This window comes from Kitasatospora paranensis (assembly GCF_039544005.1).
In the GTDB taxonomy this organism is placed as follows: domain Bacteria; phylum Actinomycetota; class Actinomycetes; order Streptomycetales; family Streptomycetaceae; genus Kitasatospora; species Kitasatospora paranensis.
Genome location: NZ_BAABKV010000001.1, coordinates 6,903,837 through 6,919,776, shown reverse-complemented (window position 1 = coordinate 6,919,776; position 15,940 = coordinate 6,903,837). Strand labels below are relative to the sequence as shown.

Sequence of the window (15,940 nt, the reverse complement as noted above, 5' to 3'; positions counted from 1 at the left end):
CGGTGGTGCGGTGGGATCGGCCGGTCCGTCGGACAGGGGCCGGGGTCTGGGGGTGCCCGGGGTGGGCGGGCGGTCAGCCGGCGGCGCTGCCGGTGGCGGGCTCCTCGGCGGGGCGCCGGGCGGGCCTGAGCAGGCGGGTGCGGGCCGGGCGGGCTCCGCGGCGGCCGAGCCGGCGGGCGGCCAGGTCGCCGGCGAGCTGGACGGCGGTGACGACCACCACCAGTTCGGCGATGATCACCCACATGAAGCCGGTCTCGAAGCGCAGGTAGCCGTACCGGACGGCGAGGTCGCCGAGGCCGCCGCCGCCGACCACGCCGGCCATCGCCGAGTAGCCGACGAGGGCGATGACGGTGGTGGTCGCGGAGGAGACGAGGGCGGGCAGCGACTCGGGGAGCAGCGCCTTGCGCACGATCGTCCACGTGGAGCCGCCCATCGACTGGACGGCCTCGACCAGGCCGCCGTCCACCTCGCGGACGGCGGTCTCGACCAGCCGGGCGAAGAACGGGATGGCGCCGATGGTGAGCGGCACGGTGGCGGCCTGCCAGCCGATGGTGGTGCCCGCCAGCGACCTGGTGAAGGTCTGGAGCGCCACCATGAGGATGATGAAGGGCAGCGAGCGGCCGATGTTGACGACCGCGCCGAGCACCCGGTTGAAGGGCAGGTTCTGCAGCAGGCCGCCGCGGTCGGTGAGGACGAGCAGCACGCCGAGCGGAAGTCCGAGCAGCACGGTGGCGAGCGAGGCGACGCCGACCATCCGGAGGGTCTCCCAGGTGGCGGGCCACAGCAGTTCCTGCATCTGGTCCCAGGTCATGCCGCCGCCCCTTGCCGTCGAGCACCTCGACCTGGAGTCCCTGCTCGCGCAGGTAGCCGATCGGGACGACGTTGTCCTGGTGTCCGCCGGGCAGTTCGACCCGCATCCGGCCGACCATCCGGTCGGCGACGGTCTCCACCGCGGCACCCAGGATGTTGATGTCGATCTGGTAGGTGCGGGCGAGCTGGGACACGAACGGCTGGGCGGGCGCGTCGCCCTGGAAGGTGATCTCCAGGACGGTCCGGCCGGGGTGGCCGGAGGCGAACTCGCCGAGCGGGAAGAGGTCGCGGGCCAGCCGGGAGCCGCCGGTGGCGAGCAGGTCGGTGAGCTGCCCGGCCTCGACGATCCGGCCGCCGCGCATCAGGGCCGCGGAGTCGCAGACCGACTTGATGACGTCCATCTCGTGGGTGATCAGCAGCACGGTGAGGCCGAGTTGGCGGTTGAGGTCGCGCAGCAGGGCCAGGATCGACCGGGTGGTCTCCGGGTCGAGGGCGCTGGTGGCCTCGTCGGAGAGCAGCACCTTGGGGTCGCCGGCCAGGGCGCGGGCGATGCCGACGCGCTGCTTCTGGCCGCCGGAGAGCTGGCCGGGGTAGCTGCGGGCCCGGTCGGCGAGGCCGACCAGGTCGAGCAGTTCGGCGGCCTTGCGGCGGCGCTCGGTGCGGTCCAGGCCGATGATCTCCAGCGGCAGTTCGACGTTCTCCTGGGCGGTGCGCGAGGAGAGCAGGTTGAAGTGCTGGAAGACCATGCCGATCCGGCGGCGGGCCTCGCGCAGTTCGCGTCCGGCGCGGTTCTCGCCGCCGGGCAGCGCGGTCAGTTCGACGCCGTCCACGGTGACGCTGCCGGAGGTGGGCCGCTCCAGCATGTTCACGCAGCGGATGAGGGTGGACTTGCCGGCACCGCTGGTGCCGACGACTCCGTAGACCTCGCCCGGACGGACGTGCAGGTCGACGCCGTCGAGGGCGGTGACCTCTCGGCCGCGGGAACGGTAGACCTTCGTGAGGTCCTTGGTGGTGATCACGGCTGCTTTCCGTAGGTCGGGGGCGAACGGCTCGTGGCCGGGCGCGCCGGGGCTGTTCCGCGGCGTGCGCGGGCACGCCGGAGGACGGGGGTGGCGGGTCGCCGTACGTCGGTGGCGGCCGGTCGGCGGCGCGGACGGGTACGGGCGGTCTGCCCTGACGGTTCGTCGGCGGCGCGTGGGCCTCGGGAGCGCCGCTCGGCGGCGCGGTGGCTCGCTTCGGGGCGCGAGCGGGGTCACTCCCGGCCGGTGGCCGGAAGAGGGACGATGGCCCTCAGTGGTGACACATGAGACAGCGGCACATGCGCGTCTCACCTGCCGGCGTGGCGCCGGTGGGGATGCATGTCGTGGTCGCTGTCATGCGAGCAAGTAAATCAGACATTCCGACCCGGTCCCAAAAGTCAGGACCTCTTGTCCGGAATGCGGACACGACCCTTGTGCCGCAAGCGCGACGGCGCCCGACCCGGGCGGGTCGGGCGCCGTCGCGGCAGCACGCGTCGATCAGGCGGTGGCCGCCAGCGGGACGGCCACCGGCTTGCTGAGGGTCACCACGGACAGTCGGCCGCTGACCTCGCGCACCGCGCTCTGGCGGTACCCCTGACGGGCGTACAGCCGCAGGTTGCCGAGGCTGCGGTGGCCGGTGAACAGCTCGAAGGCCCGCACGTCGCTCTCGTCCAGCAGGCTCTGCTCGACGCCCTCCAGGAGCCGCCGGCCCAGGCCGTGCCGCTGCATCCGGGGGTGGACGACCAGGCGGCCGATCCGGCCGGTGCCGTCCGCGTCGACCCGGCCGCGGACGGTGCCGACGACCTCGTCGCCGAGCCGGGCCACCAGGACGTGGCTGTCGGCCAGCTCCGCGCGCAGGCTCTCCAGGCTCTGGGTGAGGGCGTCCAGCCCCCAGTCGCCGTAGAGCTCCGCCTCGGACTGGTAGCCGAGGTACTGCAACTTGAGGATCTGCTCCGCGTCGTCCTGCGTCGCCGGCGAGATGATCACACTCATGCCCATGTGCGGGTTCTCCCCATCGTTTGTGCCCGGTGCGAGTCGAGGGTTGGCACCGGTGCCCGGCCTGAGGGCCCGGGCGGGGATCTGCCCGGCCCGGGAGGTTAGCGCAGAACGGCGGGCCGGGCGGTGGGTGGGGCACGGCGCCGCCGGATCTGCACTCACGCTCAGTATCCGGGCGGTCGGACCACCGTCAAGCACGACGTTCGCCACCGCTCTACCCAGACGTCGCCGGATCTCAACCCTCCGGCCGCCCGGACGTGGCGAGCGTCACGTCCGACCGGGGGACGCCGGGGGCGCGCGGGCTCACTCCGCGCGCCAGTCGGACCAGCGGGCCGCCACCAGCGGGCGCAGCCGGCCCAGGCAGCGGGAGCGGACGGGCCCGATGCTGCCGCGCGGCACCCCCAGCCGCTCGGCCTGCTCGCGGTAGGTCAGCTCCGGCGCGCCGGACAGCGCCCGCAGCAGCTCCGGACACGGGCCCGGCAGGGTCTCCAGGGCGCGCCGCACCGCCCGCACCAGCTCGGCCGTCCGCAGCGCCTCGTACGGCTCCGGGTGGCGGCGGACCACCCGCGCCACCGGGGTCTCGCGGGCGGCCGCCCGGCGGGCCGCCAGCGCCTCCCGGACGGCCTGCCCGCGCAGCCAGCCCTGCCGGTCGCGCGGCAGGCCCGGCCCGGCGTGGCGCTCCAGGGCGCGCAGCCAGACGGCCTGCTCCAGTTCCTCGCGGTCGTGGCGGTCGCGGGCCAGGGCCGCGAGCAGTGGTGCCAGGGCGGGGCGGAGTTCGCCGACCGGCAGGGGCGGGATTCCGGGGTTCACACCCGCCGCAACGAGACGGGGGCGCGCCGGGTCACCCGGCGCGCCCCCGTCCTGCGGGATCTCAGGCGGAGAGCCACTCCTGCTGGGCGGCGAGGTCGGCCTTGACCTCGGCCAGCTGGACGGCGACCGCGCTGGGTGCGGTGCCGCCTCGGCCGCTGCGGGAGGCGATCGCGCCGTGCACGCTGAGCACCGAGCGGACCTCGGGCGTCAGGTGCTCGGAGATCGCGGCGAACTGCTCGTCCGTCAGGTCGCCGAGCTCGATGCCCTGCGCCTCGCAGACCTTGACGCAGGCCCCGGCGACCTCGTGCGCCACCCGGAACGGCACGCCCTGCCGGACCAGCCACTCGGCGATGTCGGTGGCCAGCGAGAAGCCGGCGGGGGCCAGCTCCTCCAGCCGCTCCCGGTGCACGGTGAGGGTGGCCATCATGCCGGTGAAGGCCGGCAGCAGGACCTCCAGCGTGTCGCAGGAGTCGAAGACCGGCTCCTTGTCCTCCTGCAGGTCGCGGTTGTACGCGAGCGGAAGCGCCTTGAGGGTGGCCAGCAGGCCGGTGAGGTTGCCGATCAGGCGGCCGGACTTGCCGCGGGCGAGCTCGGCGATGTCCGGGTTCTTCTTCTGCGGCATGATCGAGGAACCGGTGGAGAAGGCGTCGTGCAGCGTGATGAAGCCGAACTCCTTGGTGTTCCAGATGATCACCTCCTCCGCGATCCGGGAGAGGTTGATCCCGATCATGGCGGTGACGAAGGCGAACTCGGCGACGAAGTCGCGCGAGGCGGTGCCGTCGATCGAGTTGCCGACCGAGCCCCGCTCGAAGCCCAGGTCCGCGGCGACCGCCTGCGGGTCCAGGCCCAGCGAGGAGCCGGCCAGCGCGCCGGAGCCGTACGGGGAGACCGCCGTGCGGGCGTCCCACTGGCGCAGCCGCTCGGCGTCCCGGCCGAGGGCCTGCACGTGCGCGAGGACGTGGTGGGCGAAGAGCACCGGCTGGGCGTGCTGGAGGTGGGTGCGGCCGGGCATCGCGGTGTCCGGGTGCGCCTCGGCGAGGCCCACCAGGGCGTGCTGGAGGTCCAGGACGAGGGCGCCGATGATCCGGGCGTGGTCGCGCAGGTACATCCGGAACAGCGTGGCGATCTGGTCGTTGCGGGACCGGCCGGCGCGCAGCTTGCCGCCGAGGTCCGGGCCGAGCCGCTCCAGCAGCCCGCGCTCCAGGGCGGTGTGCACGTCCTCGTCGGCGACGGTGCCGGTGAAGGTGCCCGCCTCGACGTCGGCGAGCAGCGCGTCGAGGCCGCCGAGCATGCCGGCCAGTTCCTCGTCGCTCAGCAGCCCGGCCCGGTGCAGCACGCGGGCGTGCGCCTTGGAGCCGGCGATGTCGTAGGGGGCGAGGCGCCAGTCGAAGTGCACGGAGGCGGAGAGCTTCGCCAGCGCCTCGGAGGGGCCGTCGGCGAAGCGGGCGCCCCAGAGTCGGACGTCGGCGTTCTGGTCGGCGGTCATCGCGTGGGCTCCTTACGGGTTCGGGCGTGGGCCCCGGCCGCGGGGAGAGCGGTCGGGGCCCGGACGGGGATGCGGCTCAGGCGAGGTCGCGGCGGGCGGCGATCTTCGAGGACATCCCGAAGATCTCGATGAAGCCCTTGGACATCGACTGGTCGAAGGTGTCGCCGGTGTCGTAGGTGGCGAGGTTGAAGTCGTACAGCGACTGGTCGGACTTGCGGCCGTTGACGACGGCGCGGCCGCCGCCCAGCACCATCCGGATGTCGCCGGAGACCGACTGGTTGGCCTCGTTCACGAAGCCGTCGAGGGCGCGCTTGAGCGGGGAGAACCACAGGCCGTCGTAGACCAGCTCGGCCCAGCGCTGCTCGACCTGCCGCTTGTAGCGGGCGAGTTCGCGCTCGACGGTGACGTTCTCCAGGGCCTGGTGGGCGGTGATCAGGGCGATCGCGCCGGGGGCCTCGTAGATCTCGCGGGACTTGATGCCGACGAGGCGGTCCTCGACCATGTCGAGGCGGCCGATGCCCTGGGCGCCGGCCCGCTGGTTCAGCTCCTCGATGGCCTGCAGGACGGTGACCTTGCGGCCGTCGATCGCGACCGGCACGCCGGCCTCGAAGGTGATGACGACCTCGTCCGCCTCGCGCGGGGTGGCCGGGTTCTGGGTGTACTCGTAGACGTCCTCGATCGGGGCGTTCCAGATGTCCTCCAGGAAGCCCGTCTCGACGGCGCGGCCGAAGACGTTCTGGTCGATCGAGTACGGCGACTTCTTGGTCGTCGCGATCGGCAGGCCCTTGGCCTCGGCGAAGGCGATCGCCTTGTCCCGGGTCATCGCGTAGTCGCGGACGGGGGCGATGCACTTCAGGTTCGGGGCCAGCGAGTTGATGCCGACCTCGAAGCGGACCTGGTCGTTGCCCTTGCCGGTGCAGCCGTGGGCCACGGTGGTGGCGCCGTGCTTCTGCGCGGCGGCGACCAGGTGCTTGACGATCACCGGGCGGGAGAGCGCCGAGACCAGCGGGTACTGGCCCTGGTACAGGGCGTTGGCCTTGAGGGCCGGCAGGCAGTACTCGTCGGCGAACTCGGTGCGGGCGTCCGCGACCTCGGCCTCGACCGCGCCGCAGTCCAGCGCGCGCTGGCGGATGACATCGAGGTCCTCGCCGCCCTGGCCGACGTCGACGGCGACGGCGATGACCTCGGCGCCGGTCTCCTCGGCGATCCAGCCGATGCAGACGGACGTGTCCAGACCGCCCGAGTAGGCGAGTACGACGCGCTCGGTCACGGCTTTCTCCTTCACAAACGGTGCGAACAGGGCAGTGCGCGCGGTATGCGGGTTCCCATACGGCGATAGGCATAAGTATGCACGAGAGCGTATGGATTCCACAACACGGGTCCCCTCCGGCCGCCGCGCCGCCCGGCCGCGACCCGCCGGCCCCGGCCCGTCCGCGGCAACCCGCCCCGAACGTACGCCACCCCGGCGACCGCCGCACGGATGTGCGGTCGGGTCGCCGGGGTGGCGTGGGGACCGCCGGGGCGGCCCGGCGGGTGGTGCGGCCGTGGTCCGGCGGGCCCTACTGGGCCTTGGCCTGGGCCAGCTGCATCAGATGGTCGGCGAGCGCCTGGCCGCCGAACGGGTCACGGCTGATCAGCAGCACCGTGTCGTCGCCCGCGATGGTGCCGATGATCTCGTACACCTCCGCCGCGTCGATCGCGGACGCCAGGAACTGCGCCGCGCCGGGCGGCGTCCGCAGCACCACCAGGTTGCCCGAGGCGGTGGCGGAGACCATGAGCTCGCCCGCCAGCCGGGCCATCCTGGCCTCGCTGGCGGACTCGCCCATCGGTGCACGCGGGGTCCGGTCGCCGCCCTCGGCGGGCACGGCGTAGATCAGCGCGCCGTCCCGGTTGCGGATCTTCACCGCGCCCAGTTCGTCCAGGTCCCGCGAGAGCGTGGCCTGGGTGACCACCAGCCCGTCGTCGGCGAGCAGCTTCGCCAGCTGGCTCTGCGAGCGGACGGGCTGACGGGTCAACAGGTCCACGATCCGCCGGTGGCGCGCCGTGCGGGTCTGCGGGACCTGCGGCGACGGTCCGGCGGGGGCGGACGGGTCGGACTGGGGTGCGGTCATGCTGATGATTCTCCCGGACTCCGCTCAGGTGTTCGCGTCGGGGGCGGGCTCGGCGGCCGCCCGGAGGATCGCCGGCAGGGCCGCCAGGAAGGCGTCCGCCTGCTGCTCGGTGAGCACCAGCGGGGGCACCAGCCGCACCGCGTCCGGCACCGCCGCGTTCACCAGGAACCCGGCCTGCTGCGCCGCCGCCTGCACCCGGCCGGCCACCGGCGCGGTCAGCACGATGCCGATCAGCAGACCGGCGCCCCGGACGTGGCTCACCAGCGGGTCGCCGATCGCCTCGATCCCGTGCCGCAGCCGCTCCCCCAGCTTGCCGACGTGGTCGAGCAGACCCTCGGCCTCGATCGTCTCCAGCACCGCCAGGCCGGCCGCGGCGACCACCGGGTTGCCGCCGAAGGTGGTGCCGTGCTGGCCCGGGTGCAGCAGGTCGGCGGCCGGTCCGAAGGCGACGGCGGCACCGATCGGCAGCCCGCCGCCGAGGCCCTTGGCCAGAGTGACGACGTCCGGCTCGATCCCGTCGAAGGCCTGGTGGGCGAACCAGTGGCCGGTCCGGCCGACACCGGTCTGGATCTCGTCCAGGACCAGCAGCGTGCCGGTGGCGCGGGTGATCTCCCGGGCCGCCTTCAGGTAGCCGTCCGGCAGCGGGATGGCGCCGTTCTCGCCCTGGATCGGCTCCAGGAAGACCGCGGCCGTCTCGGTGGTGACGGCGGCCCGCAGCGCCTCGATGTCGCCGAACGGCACGTACGTGACGTCGCCGGGCAGCGGCTTGAACGGCTCCTGCTTGGCGGGCTGGGCGGTCAGCGCGAGCGCGCCCATCGTCCGGCCGTGGAAGGCGCCCTGCAGGGAGACCAGGTGGGTGCGGCCGGTCAGCCGGCTGATCTTGAACGCGGCCTCGTTGGCCTCGGCGCCCGAGTTGCAGAAGAACACCCGGCCCTCGCGGCCGAACAGCTCCAGCAGCTTCTCCGCGAGCGCCACCGTCGGCTCGGCGATGAACAGGTTGGAGACGTGCCCGAGGGTGGAGATCTGCCGGGTCACCGCCTCGACGACGGCCGGGTGGGCCGTGCCGAGCGCGTTGACGGCGATGCCGCCGACCAGGTCGAGGTACTCCCGGCCGTCGGCGTCCCAGACCCGGGCGCCCTCGCCGCGCACCAGCGGGATCCGCGGGGTGCCGTAGTTGTCCATCAGCGCGTGCTGCCACCGCTGCGTGATCGCGGAGTTGGTGCTCATGCCAGGCCCCCCAGTACGGTCGGCTCGTCGTCCGGGACGACCATCGTCCCGATCCCCTCGTCGGTGAAGATCTCCAGCAGCAGGCTGTGCTGCACCCGTCCGTCCAGCACGCGAGCGGTGCCCACACCGGAGCGGACGGCGCGCAGGCAGCCCTCCATCTTGGGCAGCATGCCGGTCGCCAACGTCGGCAGCATCTCGTCGAGTTCGGACGCGGACAGCTGGCTGATCACGTCGTCGGAGTCCGGCCAGTCCTTGTAGAGGCCCTCGACGTCGGTCAGCACGACCAGCATCTCCGCGCCGAGCGCGACGGCGAGGGCCGCCGCCGCGGTGTCCGCGTTGATGTTGTAGACGTGGCCGTCGGCGCCGCGCGCGATCGAGGAGATGACCGGGATCCGGCCGTCGGCGATCAGCGCCTTCACGGCGCCCGCCTCGATGTTGACGATGTCGCCGACCAGGCCGATGTCGACCTGCTCGCCGTCCACCACGGCATAGCGCTTGACCGCCGTCATGGTGTGGGCGTCCTCGCCGGTCATGCCGACCGCGAACGGGCCGTGCTCGTTGAGCAGTCCGACCAGCTCCCGCTGGACCTGACCGGCCAGCACCATCCGGACCACGTCCATGGTCTCCGGGGTGGTGACGCGCAGGCCGGCGGTGAACGAGGACTCCAGCCCCAACCGGTCGAGCTGGGCGCTGATCTGCGGGCCGCCGCCGTGCACGACGACCGGGTGCAGCCCGGCGTAGCGCAGGAAGACGACGTCCTGGGCGAACGCGGACTTGAGGTCCTCGTCCACCATGGCGTTGCCGCCGAACTTGATGACGACGGTCTTGCCGTGGAAGCGCTCCAGCCACGGCAGCGCCTCGATGAGGGTGCGGGCCTTGGGCAACGCGGCGTTGCTGCGGGCCTGTTCGCCCTTGGGTGCGATCTGCACGTGAATCAATCCCCCGGGGATCAGGTCGAGTAGGCGCTGTTCTCGTGCACGTAGTCCGCGGTGAGGTCGTTGGTCCACACGGTGGCCGCGGCGTCGCCGGCGTGCAGGTCCGCCGTGACGACCACCTCGCGGCCGCTCATGTCGACCAGGTCGCGGTCGTCGCCGACGCTGCCGCCGCGGCAGACCCAGACGCCGTTGATCGCCACGTCCAGCGCGTCCGGCTCGAAGGCGGCCGAGGTGGTGCCGATGGCGGCCAGTACCCGGCCCCAGTTCGGGTCCTCGCCGTGGATGGCGCACTTGAGCAGGTTGTTGCGGGCGATCGTGCGGGCGACGTCCACCGCCTCGTCCTCGGTGGCGGCGCCGGTCACCTCGATCCGGATGTCCTTGGACGCGCCCTCGGCGTCGCCGATCAGCTGCCGTGCCAGGTCGGCGCAGACCGCCCGGACGGCCTCGGCGAACTCGGCCCCGTCCGGGGTCACGGCGGAGGCGCCGGAGGCGAGCAGCAGCACCGTGTCGTTGGTCGACATGCAGCCGTCGGAGTCGACCCGGTCGAAGGTGGTGCGGGTCGCGCCGCGCAGCGCGGCGTCCAGCTGCGCGGCGCCGGCCGCCGCGTCGGTGGTCACCACGACCAGCATGGTCGCCAGGCCCGGCGCCAGCATGCCGGCGCCCTTCGCCATGCCGCCGACCGTCCAGCCGGCCGGGCTGGTCACCTGGGCGGTCTTGTGCACGGTGTCGGTGGTCTTGATGGCGATCGCGGCGGCCTCGCCGCCGTCCGCGGCGAGCGCCTTCGCGGCCTGCTCGACGCCGGGCAGCAGGATGTCCATCGGCAGCCGTACGCCGATCAGGCCGGTCGAGCAGACCGCCACCTCGGCGGCGGATACGTCCAGCGCGGCGCCGACCCGCTCCGCGGTGGCGTGGGTGTCCTGGAAGCCCTCGTGGCCGGTGCAGGCGTTGGCGCCACCGGAGTTGAGCACGACGGCGGCCAGCCGGCCGCCCTTCAGGACCTGCTCGGACCAGACCACCGGGGCGGCCTTGATCCGGTTCGAGGTGAAGACGCCGGCCGCGGCGTACCCGGGGCCGTCGTTGACGACGAGGGCGAGGTCGGGGGTGCCGGAGGCCTTGATGCCCGCGGTGACACCGGACGCACGGAAGCCCCTGGCCGCCGTCACACCGATGTTCCGGCCGTCGGTGGGGGTGTCGTTCACGGTGCGACTCCGTTCAGCGGGAGGCCGAGCTCCTCGGGCAGGCCGAGGGCGATGTTCATGGACTGCACCGCGCCGCCGGCGGTGCCCTTCACCAGGTTGTCGATCGCGCTGATCGCGATGACCCGCCCGGCGTGCTCGTCCAGCACGACCTGGACCAGCGCGGCGTTCGAGCCGTAGACCGAACTGGTCTGCGGCCACTGCCCCTCGGGCAGCAGGCGGACGAACGGCTCGCCCGCGAAGGCCTCCTGGTACGCGGCCCGCAGCCTCTCCGCGGTGGTACCGGGCCGCGCCTTGGCGGAGCAGGTGGCGAGGATGCCGCGCGGCATCGGGGCCAGCGTCGGCGTGAAGGAGATCGTGACCGGCCCGCCCGCGACGGGCGCGAGGTTCTGCGACATCTCCGGCGTGTGCCGGTGCCCGCCGCCGACGCCGTACGGGCTCATCGAGCCCATCACCTCACTGCCGAGCAGGTGCGGCTTGACCGCCTTGCCCGCACCGGAGGTGCCGGAGGCCGCGACGACCACCGCCTCGGTCTCCACCAGCCGCGCGGCGTAGGCGGGGAAGAGGGCCAGCGAGACCGCGGTCGGGTAGCAGCCGGGCACCGCGATCCGCTTGGTGCCCTTGAGCGCGGCCCGGTGGCCGGGCAGCTCGGGCAGGCCGTACGGCCAGGTGCCGGCGTGCGCGGAGCCGTAGAACCGCTCCCAGTCGGCCGGGTCCTTGAGCCGGAAGTCGGCGCCGCAGTCGACCACCAGGACGTCGTCGCCGAGCGCCTCGGCGACGGCGGCGGACTGGCCGTGCGGCAGCCCCAGGAAGACGATGTCGTGCCCGGCCAGCACCTCGGGCGTGGTGGGCTCCAGCACCCGGTCGGCCAGCGGCAGGAGGTGCGGCTGCAGCGTGCCGAACACCGCCCCGGCGTTGGAGCCGCCGGTCAGCGCCCCGATCTCGACCTCCGGGTGCGAGAGCAGCAGGCGCAGCACCTCACCGCCCGCGTACCCGCTCGCTCCGGCGACGGCGACTCGCAATGCCATGATTCCTCCTCGACTCGGCATGAATATACGCACCACGGAACATTCATGCAAGGAGCTTCGGGCGTCGCGGACGGCCCGGTGCGACGGGGATCGCCGGTCGGCCCGTCGGGTCCATTGTCGGCCCCGACGCGCTTCCGACGCGGCAGGGGACGCTCCGGCCCGCTCGGCCGGAACCACAGGGGGCCGACGTCGGACCGGTCGCCCCGCCGACACCGTTGCCGGTGCCGGCCGGGCGACCGGGTGCGGCCGAGCGGGCCGCTGCGGGCGACTTTCTAGCGCGCGGCGGGCGGGCTCATCCGGACCACGTCGCCGCAGATGGTGATCTCCGCCGGCCTGCCGTTGCGGTCCACCACCGGGACCCGGACTTCGGTGCTGTCACCCGGCGCGGTCACCTCGGCGGCACCGGCGGTGACGAACACGCAGTTGTCGCTGTCCGGCCCCTTGCCGTTGAACTCGGAGTAGCGCAGGGCGATCACCGCCTTCCGGCCCGTGCCCAGCACCACCGGCGCGGGGTTGCCCTGTCCGACCCCGTCGGCCTGCGGCCCCTTGCCCAGGTGGAACTCGAGCTTCGGGTACCCCGCCAGGGTGCAGCCCCGGGAGCCGGAGTTGACGGCGACGAGTTCGGCGTTGGCCGGATCCTTGGTGGTGGCACCCGCCTCGGTGAGGCGGGTGAGTGTCCACTTCAGGTCCCGCGCCGGGCACTTGGGCGCCGGAGCGCTGCCGGAGTCCGCCGCCGCCGTGATCCCGGCAACGGGCACGGCGGAAGCCGGGGCACCGGACCGGACCGCGGTCGGCGCGGCGGACACCGACGCGGCGGACGCCGACACTGCGGACACCGACGCCGTCCCGGCGGCCTTCGGTGCCGTGGCCGTGGCCCCGGCGCCACAGGCCGTCAGGCCGAGCCCGGCCAGCAGGGCAGGAACGGAAACCGTCAACAGAATGCGCGAACGCATGGATCCCCCCGGATCGTCAGGACAGCCGGCGGGCCACCTCCGCCCGGCCCGGCTGTGCGTTGTCAGGGATGAGGACACCGGGAGGGGCTCGGCCGGTTGCCGACTGCTGGGAGATTCCTGGGACGATTCTCGGTGTTTCCTGGGAACGCCGCCCGGGCCGGGGCAACTGATTGTCAGTCAGAAGGGCGCGTGCGCCGCGTCCCTGCCCCGCGTGCGGTCGCGCGCCCGGCGCCCGCACCCGGCCGCGGCGCCGAACCAGGTGGACAGCGGGCCGAGCAGGCCCTGCCGGTCGTCGCCGACCCACGCGACGTGGCCGTCCGGCCGCAGCAGCACGGCGGGGACGTCCGGTTCCCCGCCCGTGTCGACGACGTGGTCGACCCGGTCCTCCCAGCCCGCCACCGACAGGGAGCCGGTGCGGTCGAGCAGGATTCCGCGGCCGCCGCGCATCAGCTCGTAGAGGCGCCCCTGCTTCAGCTGCACGTCCCGCAGTCGGCGGCCGAGCAGGTCGTGGCCCTCGCCGAGGTCGTAGCGGACCCCGACCGCGGTGATCATCCCGGTGATGTACCGGTTCACCTCCTCGAAGTCCATCAGCTTCGAGAGCAGCTCCCGAAGAGCGGTGGCCCCCGGGTCCGTCCCCATCAGCGTGCTCTGCGCGCGGGTGTTGTCCAGCACGGCGGCGCCCACCGGGTGCCGTTCGCGGTGGTAGGTGTCCGGCAGCCCCTGCGGCGCCCACCCGTTGACCTGCGCGGCCAGCTTCCAGCCGAGGTTGAACGCGTCCTGCACGCCGAGGTCGAGACCCTGCTCTCCGGTCGGCGGGTGGATGTGCGCCGCATCGCCCGCCAGGAGGACCCGGCCGACGCGGTACCGCTCGGCCTGCCGGGTGGCGTCGCCGAACCGGGACAGCCAGCGCGGCGCGTGCACACCGAAGTCGGTGCCCGCGTGCGTCCGCAGCTGCTGCCGGAACTCCTCCAGGGTCGGCGCCGTCGCACGGTCCTCGGCGATGCCGTCGGCAGGCACGACGGTGCGGTACACCCCCGGCTGCCCGTCCACGTCGGGGACGGCGCCGAACCGCAGCTGGGTCCTGCGGACGTCCTGGACGACGGCGGCGATGACCGCCGGGTCCTCGGTCGCCTCCATGTCCCCCAGTGCGTGTTCTCCTTGCCGTTCTGCATTTCCGGGCCGGGACGCCCGGCTGCCGGAACGGGGATGAAGCGCCTCCACGCCCCGCGTAGCCTCGACCCCGTGCCAGTGCCACCCCTGCATCACGTCGCCGTGCTCGTGCTCGAAGGCGCCAAGCCGCTCGACGTCGGCATCCCCGCACAGGTGTTCACGACGCGGGCGAGCATGCCGTACGAGGTGCGGGTGTGCGGCGCCGCGCCCGGCCTGGTGACCGGCGGCGACGGGCTCTCGTACGCGGTCGCCCACGGCCTCGAAGCGCTGGCGTGGGCCGACATCGTCTTCGTGCCCGGCTACCGGTTCCCGGACCGGGACGACCCGCCGCCGGCCGTGGTCGACGCGCTGATCGCGGCCCACGACCGGGGTGCGCGGCTCGCCGCCATCTCGACGGGCGCCTTCGCGCTCGCCGCCACGGGCCTGCTCGACGGCAGGCGGGCCACCACGCACTGGCACTACACCCGGGCACTGGCCGCGAAGCGCCCGCTCGTCCGGGTCGACGAGAACGTGCTGTTCGTCGACGAGGGCAGCGTGCTGACCTCGGCCGGCGCCGCCTCCGGCATCGACCTGTGCCTGCACATCCTGCGCGGCGACCTCGGGGTGGCCGCGTCGAACCACGCCGCCCGGCGTCTGGTCGCGGCCCCCTACCGGAGCGGCGGCCAGGCCCAGTACGTACCGCGCAGCGTGCCCGAGTCGCTCGGCGAACGGTTCGCCGCCACCCGGGAGTGGGCGCAGCACCGGCTCGGCGAGCCGCTGACCCTCGACGTGCTGGCCCGGCACGCGGCGGTGTCGCCGCGCACGTTCTCGCGGCGCTTCGTCGAGGACACCGGGTACACGCCGATGCAGTGGGTGATGCGCGCCCGCGTGGACATGGCCCGGGAGCTGCTGGAGCGTTCGCAGCGGAGTGTGGAGCAGATCGCCGCGGACGTCGGCCTCGGCACCGGCGCGAACCTGCGGCTGCACTTCCAGCGGATCCTCGACACCACGCCGAGCGAGTACCGGCGCACCTTCACCCAGGGCGGTTAGGCCCTCTGCGGCGCCCGTCCGCCGCTGCGCCGGCCCGTGGCGCGATCCTTGCGGACCGTGGCGATCGAGCCGCTGTCACCGGCGCCCGCCGCGCGCGAGCCTTGGTGCGAACCCGAAAGGACGCCACCCATGACTCGTATCGCCATCAACGGATTCGGCCGCATCGGACGCAACGTGCTGCGCGCGCTGCTCGAGCGCGACAGCGGCCTCGAGGTCGTCGCCGTGAACGACCTGACGGAGCCCGCCACCCTCGCGCGGCTGCTCGCCTACGACACGACGGCGGGCCGGCTCGGCCGCCCGGTGACCGTGGACGGGGACGCCCTCGTCGTCGACGGCCGCCGCATCACCGTGCTCGCCGAGCGCGAGCCGGCACAGCTGCCGTGGGCCGCGCTCGGTGTCGACATCGTGCTGGAGGCGACCGGCCGTTTCACCTCCGCCAAGGCGGCCCGCGCCCACCTCGACGCGGGCGCGAAGCGGGTCCTGGTCAGCGCGCCCGCGGACGGCGCCGACGTCACACTCGCGTTCGGGGTGAACACCGACGCGTACGACCCGGAGCTGCACACGATCGTGTCGAACGCCTCGTGCACCACCAACGCGCTCGCGCCGCTGGCCGCGGTGCTGGACGAGCTCGCCGGGATCGAGCACGGCTTCATGACGACGGTGCACGCCTACACGCAGGAGCAGAACCTGCAGGACGGCCCGCACCGCGACGCCCGGCGCGCCCGGGCCGCCGCGGTGAACATCGTGCCGACCACGACGGGCGCCGCCAAGGCGATCGGCCTCGTGCTGCCGAACCTCGACGGCAGGCTGTCCGGCGACTCGATCCGGGTGCCCGTCCCCGTGGGGTCGATCGTCGAGCTCAATACCACCGTCGCCCGCGACGTGACCCGTGAGGACGTGCTGGCGGCCTACCGGGCCGCGGCCGAGGGCCGCTGGCCGGCGTGCTGGAGTACTCGGAGGACCCGCTGGTGTCGTCCGACATCACCGGCAACCCGGCCTCGTCGATCTTCGACTCGGCGCTCACCCGGGTCGACGGACGCCACATCAAGGTGGTCGCCTGGTACGACAACGAGTGGGGCTTCTCGAACCGTGTGATCGACACGCTCGAACTCCTCGCCGCCGGCTGACCGAGGATCCGGGCCGGGGCGCCGGCCCCGGCCCGATGCCCCG

At 73.6% G+C, this 15,940-nt stretch carries 12 protein-coding genes and 3 pseudogenes; 2 read left to right on the top strand and 13 right to left on the bottom strand.

What is annotated here, in order from left to right; genetic code table 11:
- Positions 1–73: 73 nt before the first annotated feature.
- The 13 genes and pseudogenes from ABEB13_RS32865 to ABEB13_RS32805 all read right to left on the bottom strand — a co-directional run.
- Positions 74–811 carry a methionine ABC transporter permease gene (locus tag ABEB13_RS32865; RefSeq protein WP_345708388.1) on the bottom strand — a complete coding sequence of 246 codons (738 nt, stop codon included), beginning with the start codon at positions 809–811 and terminating at the stop codon, positions 74–76.
- Positions 812–830: 19 nt separating this feature from the next.
- A pseudogene (locus ABEB13_RS32860) lies at positions 831–1,829 on the bottom strand (methionine ABC transporter ATP-binding protein); the annotation flags it as partial.
- Between the two features lie 498 nt (positions 1,830–2,327).
- Complete coding sequence (locus tag ABEB13_RS32855; RefSeq protein ID WP_100887461.1) at positions 2,328–2,828, bottom strand: GNAT family N-acetyltransferase; 501 nt, start codon at positions 2,826–2,828, stop codon at positions 2,328–2,330.
- 300 nt (positions 2,829–3,128) lie between these two features.
- The gene (locus ABEB13_RS32850) at positions 3,129–3,635 is read right to left on the bottom strand and encodes a sigma-70 family RNA polymerase sigma factor (RefSeq protein ID WP_345708387.1); all 507 of its coding nucleotides are present in this window, start codon (positions 3,633–3,635) and stop codon (positions 3,129–3,131) included.
- 61 nt (positions 3,636–3,696) lie between these two features.
- Positions 3,697–5,121 (bottom strand): argininosuccinate lyase, encoded by a 1,425-nt coding sequence (gene argH, locus ABEB13_RS32845; RefSeq protein WP_345708386.1) that lies wholly within the window; start codon positions 5,119–5,121, stop codon positions 3,697–3,699.
- Positions 5,122–5,197: 76 nt separating this feature from the next.
- The gene (locus ABEB13_RS32840) at positions 5,198–6,391 is read right to left on the bottom strand and encodes an argininosuccinate synthase (protein ID WP_345708385.1); all 1,194 of its coding nucleotides are present in this window, start codon (positions 6,389–6,391) and stop codon (positions 5,198–5,200) included.
- Positions 6,392–6,680: 289 nt separating this feature from the next.
- Complete coding sequence (locus tag ABEB13_RS32835; RefSeq protein WP_100887465.1) at positions 6,681–7,232, bottom strand: arginine repressor; 552 nt, start codon at positions 7,230–7,232, stop codon at positions 6,681–6,683.
- A gap of 24 nt (positions 7,233–7,256) precedes the next feature.
- Positions 7,257–8,459, bottom strand: coding sequence for an acetylornithine transaminase (locus ABEB13_RS32830; RefSeq protein WP_345708384.1), 1,203 nt, complete (start codon positions 8,457–8,459; stop codon positions 7,257–7,259).
- Positions 8,456–9,388, bottom strand: coding sequence for an acetylglutamate kinase (argB, locus tag ABEB13_RS32825; protein ID WP_345708383.1), 933 nt, complete (start codon positions 9,386–9,388; stop codon positions 8,456–8,458). The genes ABEB13_RS32830 and argB overlap by 4 nt, the downstream gene beginning before the upstream one ends.
- Before the next feature lie 20 nt (positions 9,389–9,408).
- Positions 9,409–10,563, bottom strand: a complete 1,155-nt coding sequence (gene argJ, locus ABEB13_RS32820) for a bifunctional glutamate N-acetyltransferase/amino-acid acetyltransferase ArgJ (protein WP_345709906.1) — start codon at positions 10,561–10,563, stop codon at positions 9,409–9,411.
- A 26-nt stretch (positions 10,564–10,589) separates the two neighbouring features.
- The gene (argC, locus tag ABEB13_RS32815; protein WP_345708382.1) at positions 10,590–11,618 is read right to left on the bottom strand and encodes an N-acetyl-gamma-glutamyl-phosphate reductase; all 1,029 of its coding nucleotides are present in this window, start codon (positions 11,616–11,618) and stop codon (positions 10,590–10,592) included.
- Positions 11,619–11,890: 272 nt separating this feature from the next.
- The gene (locus ABEB13_RS32810; protein WP_345708381.1) at positions 11,891–12,376 is read right to left on the bottom strand and encodes a DUF4232 domain-containing protein; all 486 of its coding nucleotides are present in this window, start codon (positions 12,374–12,376) and stop codon (positions 11,891–11,893) included.
- A 372-nt stretch (positions 12,377–12,748) separates the two neighbouring features.
- Positions 12,749–13,726: pseudogene (locus ABEB13_RS32805) on the bottom strand (FAD-dependent monooxygenase); the annotation flags it as partial.
- Positions 13,727–13,777: 51 nt separating this feature from the next.
- Here ABEB13_RS32805 and ABEB13_RS32800 point away from each other — a divergent pair.
- Positions 13,778–14,770 (top strand): GlxA family transcriptional regulator, encoded by a 993-nt coding sequence (locus tag ABEB13_RS32800; protein ID WP_380231695.1) that lies wholly within the window; start codon positions 13,778–13,780, stop codon positions 14,768–14,770.
- A 129-nt stretch (positions 14,771–14,899) separates the two neighbouring features.
- Positions 14,900–15,897, top strand: a pseudogene (gene gap / locus ABEB13_RS32795) (type I glyceraldehyde-3-phosphate dehydrogenase).
- Positions 15,898–15,940: the final 43 nt, after the last annotated feature.

Bases quoted from the DNA above. Each gene is read 5' to 3' on its own strand.
- ABEB13_RS32865 (WP_345708388.1), bottom strand. From the start codon at position 811: ATGACCTGGGACCAGATGCAGGAACTGCTGTGGCCCGCCACCTGGGAG.
- ABEB13_RS32855 (WP_100887461.1), bottom strand. From the start codon at position 2,828: ATGGGCATGAGTGTGATCATCTCGCCGGCGACGCAGGACGACGCGGAG.
- ABEB13_RS32830 (WP_345708384.1), bottom strand. From the start codon at position 8,459: ATGAGCACCAACTCCGCGATCACGCAGCGGTGGCAGCACGCGCTGATG.
- ABEB13_RS32800 (WP_380231695.1), top strand. From the start codon at position 13,778: ATGAAGCGCCTCCACGCCCCGCGTAGCCTCGACCCCGTGCCAGTGCCA.
- argC (WP_345708382.1), bottom strand. From the start codon at position 11,618: ATGGCATTGCGAGTCGCCGTCGCCGGAGCGAGCGGGTACGCGGGCGGT.
- ABEB13_RS32835 (WP_100887465.1), bottom strand. From the start codon at position 7,232: ATGACCGCACCCCAGTCCGACCCGTCCGCCCCCGCCGGACCGTCGCCG.
- argH (WP_345708386.1), bottom strand. From the start codon at position 5,121: ATGACCGCCGACCAGAACGCCGACGTCCGACTCTGGGGCGCCCGCTTC.